The organism is Pseudoduganella plicata, from assembly GCF_004421005.1.
In the GTDB taxonomy this organism is placed as follows: domain Bacteria; phylum Pseudomonadota; class Gammaproteobacteria; order Burkholderiales; family Burkholderiaceae_D; genus Rugamonas; species Rugamonas plicata.
Genome location: NZ_CP038026.1, coordinates 5,456,282 through 5,468,013, shown reverse-complemented (window position 1 = coordinate 5,468,013; position 11,732 = coordinate 5,456,282). Strand labels below are relative to the sequence as shown.

General features: G+C 65.5%; 9 protein-coding genes. 4 read left to right on the top strand and 5 right to left on the bottom strand.

The window, feature by feature from the left end:
• Positions 1-133: 133 nt before the first annotated feature.
• The gene (locus E1742_RS24075) at positions 134-649 is read right to left on the bottom strand and encodes a hypothetical protein (RefSeq protein ID WP_134387589.1); all 516 of its coding nucleotides are present in this window, start codon (positions 647-649) and stop codon (positions 134-136) included.
• A gap of 161 nt (positions 650-810) precedes the next feature.
• Here E1742_RS24075 and E1742_RS24070 point away from each other — a divergent pair, with 161 nt between their 5' ends.
• From E1742_RS24070 to E1742_RS26475, 4 genes are all read left to right on the top strand, one after another.
• Positions 811-2,217 carry an L-cystine transporter gene (locus E1742_RS24070; RefSeq protein WP_134387588.1) on the top strand — a complete coding sequence of 469 codons (1,407 nt, stop codon included), beginning with the start codon at positions 811-813 and terminating at the stop codon, positions 2,215-2,217.
• 93 nt (positions 2,218-2,310) lie between these two features.
• Positions 2,311-3,075, top strand: a complete 765-nt coding sequence (locus E1742_RS24065; RefSeq protein WP_134387587.1) for a histidine phosphatase family protein — start codon at positions 2,311-2,313, stop codon at positions 3,073-3,075.
• Between the two features lie 8 nt (positions 3,076-3,083).
• A complete protein-coding gene (locus E1742_RS24060) occupies positions 3,084-4,022 on the top strand; it encodes an NAD(P)H-hydrate dehydratase (protein ID WP_134387586.1) in 939 nt (312 codons plus the stop codon).
• 309 nt (positions 4,023-4,331) lie between these two features.
• Positions 4,332-4,766, top strand: a complete 435-nt coding sequence (locus tag E1742_RS26475) for a hypothetical protein (RefSeq protein WP_189569335.1) — start codon at positions 4,332-4,334, stop codon at positions 4,764-4,766.
• 152 nt (positions 4,767-4,918) lie between these two features.
• Here the strand turns inward: E1742_RS26475 and E1742_RS24050 are convergent, their stop codons facing one another.
• The 4 genes from E1742_RS24050 to E1742_RS24035 all read right to left on the bottom strand — a co-directional run bounded on the left by E1742_RS24050 (position 4,919) and on the right by E1742_RS24035 (position 11,712).
• Positions 4,919-6,334 carry an OmpP1/FadL family transporter gene (locus E1742_RS24050; RefSeq protein WP_134387585.1) on the bottom strand — a complete coding sequence of 472 codons (1,416 nt, stop codon included), beginning with the start codon at positions 6,332-6,334 and terminating at the stop codon, positions 4,919-4,921.
• 269 nt (positions 6,335-6,603) lie between these two features.
• The gene (locus E1742_RS24045; RefSeq protein ID WP_134387584.1) at positions 6,604-9,825 is read right to left on the bottom strand and encodes an efflux RND transporter permease subunit; all 3,222 of its coding nucleotides are present in this window, start codon (positions 9,823-9,825) and stop codon (positions 6,604-6,606) included.
• Position 9,826: 1 nt separating this feature from the next.
• On the bottom strand, positions 9,827-11,005 hold the full coding sequence (locus E1742_RS24040; protein WP_134387583.1) for an efflux RND transporter periplasmic adaptor subunit: 1,179 nt from the start codon (positions 11,003-11,005) through the stop codon (positions 9,827-9,829).
• A 299-nt stretch (positions 11,006-11,304) separates the two neighbouring features.
• Entirely contained in the window at positions 11,305-11,712 is a 408-nt protein-coding gene (locus E1742_RS24035) for a divergent PAP2 family protein (protein ID WP_134388325.1), read from the bottom strand.
• Positions 11,713-11,732 lie beyond the last annotated feature (20 nt).

Below are 11,732 nucleotides of genomic sequence, written 5' to 3'. Positions count from 1 at the left end.
GCTGAAAGTTGGGCGATTTCAGCGTGCAGCTATGGGAGACGGGCGGCGCAAGTGTTGCCTTGACGCTACAGCGCATCACGGAACATCGTGACCTGGCGCCGGATATGTGAAGCCGATATTGCCACAGGGAAATCTATGTGGCAATCTTCTCATCTTCAGCCTGGGCGTTTTCCATGGCCAGCGGCTCAAGGCGCTCGGCCTCGATATTCAGGCGTACGAACCCACCCCATGCCAGCAGCAAGACTGCCGCGCAGGCACCGATCACGCCGGCATGCGGCAGCAACTCCGGATGACCATGCAACGACTGGAATGCCGAGACGAGGCACTCGATCGACAGCGAGACGATAACGACGATGAGAAAACGCGACAGGAAGCGGCGCACCCGCGTGGGCGTGCTGATGCTGGCCTCGCGCTGCACTTCTTCCTCCAGCACGGTCTGGCCCAGCTCGAACGCGGCCACGGCGATCGTGAGGAGACCGATGCACTCGAGGATGGCCACGAAACGTGGCTGCTCCCCCTCCTTGACGGCCGGCGTCAGCGCTCCCCAGATCTCCATGCCGGCCATGCCCAGCAGGGCGATGCCGCAGACCCAGAACAGCAGCGAAATGGCGATGTAGCCAACACCAAACAACTTGAGCAACGCTTTCATGCAATCCTTCGGTTTAATAGACTGACTACGGGCCGACGGGACGCCGGCGCATATCGATATGCGTGAATATTCGCAGAGTTCTGCTCAGCAAGTCGCACGGCTTCCGGTACAGTCCTGGCAATTCCGATAAAATCTGTCGGGCAAACAACTTCCCTCCAGCCATGACCGCCACCCTTTCCGTCGTCCTGAACCTTGCCGCCGCCCTCGTCCTGCTGGGCTTCCTCTACCGCCAGCAGCGCCAGCACGCCACCTTCACGGTGCGCGTCTTCACGGCGCTGGGCCTCGGTGTCGTGCTGGGCGCCGCACTGCAAGCCATGTATGGCGCCGGCAGCGATGTCGTCAGGACGACCGGCGACTACCTGGACATCGTCGGCAGCGGCTACGTCAAGCTGCTGCAGATGATCGTCATGCCGCTGATCATGGTATCGATCGTCGGCGCCATCCTGAAGCTGCGCAACGCCAGTTCGCTGGGCAAGATCAGCGCGCTGACGATCGGCACACTGATGCTGACGACGCTCGTGGCGGCCGCCATCGGCATCCTGATGGCCAAGCTGTTCGGACTGACGGCTGTGGGACTGACGGCCACCGAGGCCGAGGTGGCGCGCGGCGTCTACCTGCAGGGCAAGCTTGCCGACGCGCAGGCGCTGTCGCTGCCGAACATGATCCTGTCGTTCCTGCCCGCCAACCCGTTCCAGGACATGACGGGCGCGCGCAAGACGTCGACGATTGCCGTCGTCATCTTCTCGGTCTTCATCGGGATTGCCGCCCACGGCATTGCCGACAAGAAGCCCGAGCTGTTCACCTCGTTCGACCATTTCGTCAAGGTGGCCCACGCCATCGTGATGCGCATCGTCACGCTGGTACTGCGCCTGACGCCGTACGGCGTGTTCGCGCTGATGGCCGAGGTGGTGGCCACTTCCAGCTATGCCGACATCGTCAACCTGCTCAGCTTCGTGGTCGCGTCGTACAGCGCGCTGCTGCTGATGTTCGGCGTGCACCTGGCCATTGTGGCCGGCACGGGTCTGAACCCGTTGCGCTTTGCCCGCAAGATCCTGCCGGTGCTGACGTTCGCCTTCACGTCGCGCAGCAGCGCCGGCGCCATTCCGATGAACGTGCAGACGCAGACGCAGCGCCTCGGCACGCCCGAGGGCATCGCCAATTTCGCCGCGTCGTTCGGCGCCACCATCGGCCAGAACGGCTGCGCCGGCATCTATCCCGCCATGCTGGCCGTGATGATCGCGCCCACCGTCGGCATCGACCCGTTCACGGCCAGCTTCCTGGCCCCGCTGCTGGCGATCATCATGATCGGGTCCGTCGGCGTGGCCGGCGTGGGCGGCGGCGCCACGTTTGCCGCGCTGATCGTGCTGTCGTCGATGAACCTGCCCGTCGCGCTGGCCGGCCTCCTGATCTCCATCGAGCCGCTGATCGACATGGGCCGCACGGCACTGAACGTGTCCGGCTCCATCACGGCCGGTACCGTCACCAGCCGCGTGCTGGGCGAGACGGACGTTGCCGTGTTCAATGGCGACGCCGAGCCGGATGCCGATGCGGAAGAAAAAGCCGCCTGAGGCTCTGGCATAAGCGGACACGGTTCCGCCCGGGCGCCACGGTTTTGCCGAATCGTCTAGTATTCGAGCACCGAATCACAGAGACGGACAGCGATGGAACAGAAATGGCCCCAACAGATCTGGGTCGTGCGTCACGGCCAGAGTGCCGGCAACGTGGCGCGTGAAGCGGCCGAAGCCGCGTCCCAGTTTCTCATCGATATTGCCGAGCGCGACGTGGACGTGCCACTGTCCGCCCTGGGCGAACGCCAGGCCGAGGCCTTGGCCGACTGGTTCTGCGCGATGCCACCGGAGGCGCGCCCGAATGTCGTACTGCACTCGCCCTACCTGCGTGCCCGCGAGACGGCCATGGCCGTCGTGGACAAGCTCGGCCGCGACGACCTGCTGACGGTCGTCGCCGACGAGCGCCTGCGCGAAAAGGAGTTCGGCATCGTCGACCGCCTGACGCCGCTCGGCATTGCCGATAAATACCCCGAATTGCACGAACAGCGCCGCCACGTCGGCAAGTTCTATTTCCGCCCGCCGGGCGGCGAAAGCTGGTGCGACGTGATCCTGCGCCTGCGCAGCGTGCTCGACACCATTACCCGCGAATACCGTGGCGAGCGGGTGCTGATCGTCGGCCACCAGGTCATCGTCAACTGCCTGCGTTACCTGCTGGAACGGCTGGACGAGCGCGGCATCCTCGACATCGACCGCGCCGGCGACGTACCCAACTGCGGCGTGACCGCTTATGCCTTCGACCCGAACGCGGGCAAGAACGGCAAGCTCGTGCTGCAGATGGCGAACTTCGTTGCGCCACTGACCGAGACGGGCGTACCCGTCACCGCCGGCAAGGACCAGCCGGCGGCCCCCAAAGCCTGAGGAACCCTATGAGCAATGCGACCGAAGCAGCCGGCACGACCGATATCACGGCGCGCACGCTGCGCGACTGGCCCCTGCCCCAACCGTCGTTCGATGGCGACAAGGAAGTGCGCGGTCATGTACTGATCGTCGGCGGCGCCCGCGAAATGCCGGGTGCCGTGATGCTGGCCGCGACGGCCGCGCTGCGCGCCGGCGCCGGCAAGCTGACGATCGCCACGGCCGCCAGCGTTGCCCCGCTGGTCGCCATGGCCATCCCTGAAGCGAGGGTCATCGGCCTGGCCGAAACGGCCAACGGCGGCTTCACGCTCGAGGCCGCGCGCAAGCTGGGCGAGCTGGCCGGCAAGATCGGCGCGATGCTGGTCGGGCCGGGCATGCAGGACGAAGGCGCGACGGCCGAACTGGTGCATGCGCTGCTGCCCCGCTTTGCCGGCACGGCCCTGATCCTGGACGCGGCGGCAATGGGCGCCGTGCGCATGGCCGGCGAACCGCACCTGCTGGAAGAGCCGAAGGACATGGCGCACTTCCGCTTTGCCGAGCCGGTGCTGCTGACGCCCCATGCGGGCGAACTGTCGCACCTGACCGGCGAGGACAAGGAAGCACTGGCGGCCGATCCGCTGGCCGCCGCGACAGAGGCGGCCCGCCGCTGGAACGCCGTCGTCGCACTGAAGGGGGCCACCACCGTTATCGCGGCCCCCGACGGGCAACGCTGGCGGCACGAAGGCGGCAATATCGGCCTGGCCATTTCCGGCTCCGGCGACGCGCTGGCCGGCATCATCGCCGGGCTGGCCGCGCGCGGCGCCACGCTCGCGCAGGCGGCGGCCTGGGGCGTGGCACTGCACGCGTCCGCAGGCGAACAGCTGTCGATCAAGTACGGCGTGCTGGGCTACCTGGCGCGCGAGATCTCGGCAGAAGTGCCGGGGCTGCTTCGCACCCTCGCCCCAGGCTAGCGTGCGCTGCAAAGGGGGCTCCTCTCGAAAAAATCCGCTGGATGTGCGGAAGCGAACGGATAAGTCCTCGCGCAGTACATAGTATCGGGTTGTTTGCCACAGCGGCAGTGGAAGCGATGTGCCGCGCAGTAGAAAGATGAGTGGAGGCAGGTGTCGTCAAGGCGCCGCCGCCAGCATTGTTAGCCGTTCCCTTTGTCACGGCTCCGGGCCGTGCAGCCGGGGCGGCTATGAAGAGTCGATCGGCATCGCATTCCGCGGTGCCGGCGATAGAAGCATCGTCCATCCCACCACTTGGAAAAAGGAGTCGACATGAAAACCTTGAGCAAAACCACCGCGATGATCGTCACCGCAGCTCTGTCCGCCGCACTGCTGGGCGCCTGCAAGGACCGCAATGCCGACCAGGCTCCGACCGACACGGGCTCGCCTGCAGTCACCAGCGACGGCACGTCCGGCGCAACGGGCACTACCCCTGACACGGGCGCGACGGGCGCAGCGGGCACGTCCGGTACCGGCGCTGCCGGCACCACCGGCGGCACGGGTGCCACCGACGCGGGCGCCACGGGCGGCGCAGCCGGCACGGCCGGCGGCACGACGGGCGCAACGGGCGATATGGGTGCAACCGGCACCGGCGCAACGAGCGGCGCTGCCGGCACCACGTCGGGCACTGGCACCGCGTCCGGCACGGGCACCGCGGGCACGGCCGACGGCGCTTCGACGCCGGCGGGCGGTACCACGGGCCGTTAAGGCACGGAAGGCACGGTGACCGGCGCCAGCGCCGGTCATTGCTGCCTGCAATACAAAAAGCCGGCGCTCCTTACGGGGCGCCGGCTTTTTTCATGTCGTCGGTCCTGCCGACGGCCGGGGCCGGATCCGATGGATCCGACCCGATACGTCAGTTAAAACTTGTAGTTGTACGACAGCCCAACCAGGCTCATGTGGGTCGACCACGTGCCGCGGGTGGTTTCGCCATTGCCCGTGCAGGTCAGCAGACCTGGACGGCACTGGTTCGTGTAGTTGGCGCGGGCGTCGCTGAAGTCCAGGTAGCTGTAGGCCAGGTCGATCGACGAGTTCGGCGTGACTTTCCAGTTCGCACCGAAGGACAGCTGGACGCGGTCGGCGTCCGGCAGCGCGGCGTGGCGCAGCTCGTCGCTGCGGATCGGCGCGTCGTCGTGCGCGATACCGCCGCGCAGCGTGACGTTGTCATTGACCTTGTAGTTCGCGCCCAGCGCCACGCGCACGGTATTCTTCCACTGCTGGCGGATCACCTCGTCGCCCGACTCCGTACCAGGGAACTGGATGTCGATGTTCTGCATGCGGGAGTTCTTCGTCCAGGTGACGTCGAACATGCCGGCCCAACGATCGTTGAACTGGTGGAAGCCGTTCAACGACAGCGTCTCCGGCGTACGCAGTTCGACCAGCGCGGCCGAATTGACGTGATGCGAAGCGGCCTGCAGGATCGCGTTGACTTTCGCATCGGTCGTCACGCCGGAGAAGTCCCAGCCCGCGCTGCCCTTCAGCTCATGCTTGATCGACGAACGGTAGGCGATACCGAAGCGGGTGTTCTCCGTTGGCATGTACATATAGCCCAGGTTGAAGCCGAAGCCCCAATCCTTGCCTTCCACGGTTGCATGGCCGTCGCGCACGTTCGCCAGCACGGCAGGGTTGCCGCCGGCGGCGACGATCTGGCGCAGCAGCGCGGCGCCGGTGCCGGCGGCCTGCGATGCGGCGACCGAACCTGGCACGTCAACGCCCTGGCCCAGCGAAGCTTTCATGAACTCGCCGTTCAGGCCGAAACCGAAGGCGTGGTGCTCGTTCGGCTTGAAGGCGATCGACGGGTTCAGGTTGACCGAGGTCAGCTTGATGTTGGTCAGCGCGTAGCGGCCGGCCCAGTTCCAGTCATAGCTCAGGTTCGTGCCGTAAGGAACGAACATGCCGAAGCCGGCAGTCCACTGATCGTTGACCTTCTGGGTGTAGTACAGCGATGGCGCGGCCACGGCGCCCGGCACGTAGTCGTCCTGCGACTTCAGGCCGCCGGTGCTGGTACGGGTGAAGCGGGTCGAACCTTCATCATTGAACGTCGAGTGCGGCACGACGGCGGTCACGCCGCCCATGATCTGGCGGCCCTCCAGCCGGGCCATGCCGGCCGGGTTGGCGAAGATCGTCGAAGCGTCGCCAGCTTCGGCGCCGTTCGCTTCGGCAGTACCTTGCGACGACACGCTCTGGGAACCGAAGCGGTAGCCGGAAGCGGTCGCGGAAACGGACACGGCGGACAGCGCCGCAGCAATGATCAGGGTCAGGTATTTTGGGGTCACTTGGGTCTCACTATCTATAGTTATTTACTGTCGTAGTTTGTCTTGGTTGTCATTCCATTACGCAGCCCCGGCAACGATGGGCCACGAGGGGCGAAGCATACTACAGCTCCGGAAGTTTTGATACGAGTGTGCTATTTGTGCATAGCAACATGTCACATGTCAACAACGCTGTCAATTCGCTACCTATAGCGCTCCTTCGGCATGAAAAAGGCCGCCAACGGCGGCCTTTACTGAACTATATTTGGCACCAGATGCTAGGAAGCAAGTTCTCAAGCCGCCTTCGCCAGCGGCGGCGCCGGCGGTTTGCCGCGCCCCGTCAGCTTCAGCACGCCCGCTTTCAGCAGCCGGTAGACCAGCCGCACCAGCGTCAGCGCCAGGATCACTTCCACCGCCGTCAGCAAGGTGGCCACGCCCACGTTCCAGCGCGCGCTGCGGCGGCCGAACTTGGCGAACATGCGGTCGCGCGTGATTTCGATGCTGTCGTAGAACGTCGGCACCATCAGCAACGTCAGCAACGTCGACGTGATCGTGCCGCCGATGATGGCAATCGCCAGCGGGCGGTAGAACTCGCCGCCTTCGCCGTGGCCGATGGCGACCGGCAGCATGCCCGCGATCAGCGCGAACGTCGTCATCAGGATGGGACGCAGGCGCATGCGGCCGGCATACATCAGTGCATCCTCGCGGCCGAAGCCCTCGGCTTCCCGTTTGCGGGCCGCGTCCAGCAGCAGGATCGCGTTCTTCGCTACCAGGCCCATCAGCATGATGACGCCGATCAGGCTCATCAGGTTGATCGTGCTGTTGGTCAGCAGCAGCGCAACGACGACGCCGATCAGCGACAGCGGCAACGACAGCATCACCGCCCCCGGCGCCGTGAACGAGCCGAACTGCATCACGAGGATCAGGTACATCAGGCCGATACCGGCGACCAGCGCGATGCCCATCTCCGTGAACACTTCCTGCATGTCCTTGCCCGAGCCGCCCAGCGCCAGCCCGTAGCCCGGCGGGAAGTCCATTTCCCTGGCCAGCTTCATCGCGTCCGCCGTCACTTCGCCGGGCGAACGGCCCTGCACGTTGGCGCTGACGGAAATCACCCGGTTGCCGTCCTTGTGGCGGATCTTGGCAGGGCCCTTGCCCATCGTGATCGTGGCGATCTGGTCCAGCGGCACCATCTGGTTCGTGCCGGTGACGGCGATCGGCAGGCGCTCGATGTTTTCCGCACTGGTGCGGTCTTCCGGCGCCAGGCGCACGGCGACGTCGCGCGACTCGCCCGTCGGGTCGACCCAGTCGCCCACCTCGATACCGGCAAATGCGACGCGCAGCGCGGCGGCGGCGTCGCCGGCGGCGATGCCCATCGAGTTGGCGAGACCACGGTTCAGTTCGATCTGCAGCTCGTCCTTCGGATCCTGCTCGGACAGGCTGACGTCGACGGCGCCCGGCACCTTTTTCAATTCTTCCATGAAGCGGTTGGTCAGGTCCATCAGCTTGCGCGTGTCCTGGCCCGTGAACTCGATCTGCACGGGCTTGCGGTCGCCGTTGGCCAGGTCGTCCAGCACCGTGTACTCGGCGCCGACCAGCTGGGCCAGCTTGCCGCGCAGGTCCTGCGCCACTTCCAGCGCGCCCCGCTCGCGTTCATGCTTCTTGCCGATGTCGACGTAGACACGGCCACCCGTCAGATTGACGTGAGCGTTCGTGTCCTTGATCTCCGGCAGCTGGTGCGCCATCTCGGCCGCCTTCTGTACCTTCAGCCGCGAATACTCCAGGCTGCTCGACGACGGCGTGCGGATGTCGATGGCGATGGTGCCGAAGTCCGACGACGGCACGAAGCTGGCACCACCGAACTTGGCCTGCAGCGCGATGGCGCCGACAAAGCTGGCGATGGCGATGACGGCCATCCAGCGGCGGTGGTGCAGCGCCCAGGCAATCACGTTGCCGTAGCGGTCAGCCTGGTGGTCGAACCATGTGTTGAATCGCTGCAGGTATTTCTCGACGCCCTTGCGCGGCGCGTCGTGGTGGCCCGGCGGGTCGCCCCAGAAGGCCGACAGCATCGGGTCCAGGGTGAACGAGATGAACAGCGACACGGCCACGGAACACGTCACCGTCAGCGCGAACGGCCGGAACCATTCGCCTGTGATGCCCGGCATGAATGCGACGGGGATGAACACGGCCATGATGGAGAACGTCGTGGCGGCCACCGCCATGCCGATCTCGGCCGTGCCGTTCAGCGCGGCCGTGCGGCGATCCGCCCCCATCTGCATGTGCCGGACGATGTTTTCCCGCACGACGATGGCGTCGTCGATCAGCACGCCGATGGCCAGCGACAGGCCCAGCAGCGTCATGAAGTTCAAGGTGAAACCGCACAACCAGACGCCGATGAACGCGGCAATGACCGACGTGGGCAGCGACAGCGCCGTGATCAGCGTGGAACGCCACGAGTTCAGGAACACGTAGACCACGAAGATCGTCAGCCCGCCGCCCAGCACCAGCGCCTCGATGACGTTGTTCAGGCTGCTCTGGGCGTCCTCGCCGCCATCCTCCGTGATTTCCAGTTCCGTGCCGGCCGGCAGCGTCTTGCGGATTTCCTTGACTTCCTCGTGCACTTTTTTCGACAGCGCCACCGTCGAGGCGTCGCGCGAGCGGATGATCGAAATGCCCACGTTCGGCTGGTTCGAGCGCATCGACAGGCCGTTGATCTCGGCAAAGCCGTCCTCGATCGTGGCTACCTGTGCCAGGCGCACCAGTTCGTCGCCGTTGCGCTTGACGACGACCTGCTGGAAGTCCTCGGGACGCTCGATGCGGCCGACGAGGCGGATGCTCTTCTCGTCCATATTGCCGCGCAGCTTGCCCACCGGGGCATTGGTGTTCTGCATGCGCAGCGCGTTCGTCACGTCGCTGACGGAGACGTTGTACTCGCGCAGCTTCTCGGCCTTCAGCAGTACCGACAGCTCGCGCCGCAGCGCGCCATCGACATTGACGGCCGCCACGCCGTCGATGCCGCGGAAGCGGTCGGCCAGCACGTCCTCGGCCAGCCGCGAGATGGCCGCGTGGCTTTGCGCCCTGGACGACAGCGACAGCTGCATGACGGGCTGCGCCGCCGTGTCGATGCGCTGCAGCACGGGCTCGCGCATCTCGACGGGCAGCTTGTAGCGCACCGACGCGATCGCGTTGCGGATCTCGTCGGACGCTTCGATCAGGTCCTTGTTGAACGTGAACTTCAGGAAGATCGACGCGGAGCCTTCGGACGCCGTGCTGTTGGTCTCGGTCACGCCGGTAATGCTCTGCAGCGACTTTTCGATGCGGTTGATGACCTCGCGCTCGACGGTTTCCGGCGATGCACCCGGATACGGGATCGAGACGACAATGAACGGCACCTCGACGTCCGGGTTCTGGTTGACGCGCAGCTTTTTCAGGGCCATGAGGCCAAGGCACATCATCGCCACGATCAGCACGATCGTGGCGATGGGTTTCTTGACGCTGAAATCGGAAAGGAACATATCAGTTCCCCTTGGCGGCCGCGGACGGCTGGGCGGCCGACGCCACGTTCTTCGGCGCCGTCAGCTGTACGGGCTGGCCGTCGTGGACCGTCGGGCCGGGTGCGCGCAGCACCAGGTCGCCCGCCGAGAGGCCGCTGGTGACCTGCCACAGGCCGCTGCGCTCGTCGCGCGTGCCGATGCCCAGGTTGACCTTGGCCAGCTTGTTGTCCTTGATCTTCCACGCATAATTGGTGTCGCCGGCGTTCACCATTGCCGTCTGCGGGATCATCAGCGCGTTCGACGTTTCCGCCTCGACGCGCCCTTCCGCATACAGGCCCGCCACGCGCGGCTGCAGCTTGTCGGCAAACTCGACCAGAACCTCGACCTGGCGCGTGACGGGGTTCGCGGCCGGATCGACGCGCTTGATGCGCCCCTGGAAGTTCTGGCCGGGATAACCGTTGACGCGGAACAGCACCGGCTGGCCCACCTTGACCACACCAATCTTGTCGGCCGAAACCAGGCCTTCGAAACGCATCGACGTCGGATCGATCACCTTGATCAGCTCCTTGCCCACTTGCGCCGTGTCGCCATTCGACACCTTGCGTTCGGAAACGATGCCGTCGAACGGCGCCCGCACGTTGGTGCGCTCGAGCTGCTGGCGGGCCTGGGCCAGGCGGGCTTTGGCGGCCACCACTTCGCTTTGCGCCGTGTTGCGCCGCACTTCCGCATCCTCCAGCGCCTGCATCGACGTCATGCCGGACGTGCGCAGCGTCTTGTTGCGCTCCAGCATGCGTTCGGCCTGGTCCAGTACCTGGCGGGCGGAGCGCACGGCTTCCTCGGCGGAAGTCAGGCTGTCGCGGATCGACGTCTCGTCGAGGCGCACCAGCAGATCGCCCTTGCGCACGACCTCGCCGTTTTCCTTCAGCACCTGCAGCACGACGGCGCCCACTTCGGCGCGCAGGTCGGCCTTGCGTTCGGGCTGGATCGAGCCCGTGATGACGGGACCGGACGCCAGTGCGTTGCTCTGCACCGTCAGCAGGTCTTCCGGAGCGATCAGCAGTCGCGGGAGCTTCTTGTCGTCGCCCTTGCCCTTGGTGGAGGCGCTGGCGTCGGACGCGCCGGCCGGACTTGCCCCATCCGGCTTGCCGCAGGCGACGAGCGCCGTGGCGATGGCGATGGCTAACAGGGTATTTCGCAACATGGACTATCTCCGGAAGTTTTGGACCGCTTCAGACGTACTGCTTACGGACGTACTGCTTATTTATTATGGGAGCGGGCTGCTCGGCCATGCGTGGCAGCCCGGCATTTTTGTTATCAGGATAACAGCCGAAGAGTATCCCCGAGCGCCGGGCGCAGGTCAATTCGCGGTGCGCCGAAACGCCCGATTTTGTGGCTGGAGTGCGGAAAAACGCGGATGAAACGGATGGGAGGGAAGAAGGGACGGCAGGCAGCGGGCGCGTTCCCTGCCTCGCCGGCGAAGAACGAGCCCTGCCCGGGTACTCAGCGGGAGAAGATGGCGTGAACGACGTGGCCGATGATGACGCCGGTGCACAGCCCGCCGATGATCTCGACAACGGTGTGCCCCATCCGTTCGCGCAGGCTCTTGTCGCCTGCCAGCCGGTTGATGGCAGCCGCCTGCCGGCCCACGTGCTGGCGCAGGCTGTTGGCGTCGATGATGACGATGAAGCACAGCGTGACGGCCACGCCGAACGCCGGATGGCCGATGCCTTCGCGCAGTGCGATCAATGTCGCCATGCTCGACACGACGGCGCTGTGGTTGGAAGGGAAGCCGCCGTTGCCGACGAGGTTGAACGCCCATTGCCGCGCCTTGATGCTGTTGATCAGGAATTTGATCGGGCCGACGGTGATCCAGGTGATCAATGGCGTGACGAGGTAGGCGAGGTCCAGATGCGCGATGTCCATGGTGT

Bases quoted from the DNA above. Each gene is read 5' to 3' on its own strand.
- E1742_RS24060 (WP_134387586.1), top strand. From the start codon at position 3,084: ATGAGCAATGCGACCGAAGCAGCCGGCACGACCGATATCACGGCGCGC.
- E1742_RS24075 (WP_134387589.1), bottom strand. From the start codon at position 649: ATGAAAGCGTTGCTCAAGTTGTTTGGTGTTGGCTACATCGCCATTTCG.
- E1742_RS24040 (WP_134387583.1), bottom strand. From the start codon at position 11,005: ATGTTGCGAAATACCCTGTTAGCCATCGCCATCGCCACGGCGCTCGTC.
- E1742_RS24070 (WP_134387588.1), top strand. From the start codon at position 811: ATGACCGCCACCCTTTCCGTCGTCCTGAACCTTGCCGCCGCCCTCGTC.
- E1742_RS24045 (WP_134387584.1), bottom strand. From the start codon at position 9,825: ATGTTCCTTTCCGATTTCAGCGTCAAGAAACCCATCGCCACGATCGTG.
- E1742_RS26475 (WP_189569335.1), top strand. From the start codon at position 4,332: ATGAAAACCTTGAGCAAAACCACCGCGATGATCGTCACCGCAGCTCTG.
- E1742_RS24065 (WP_134387587.1), top strand. From the start codon at position 2,311: ATGGAACAGAAATGGCCCCAACAGATCTGGGTCGTGCGTCACGGCCAG.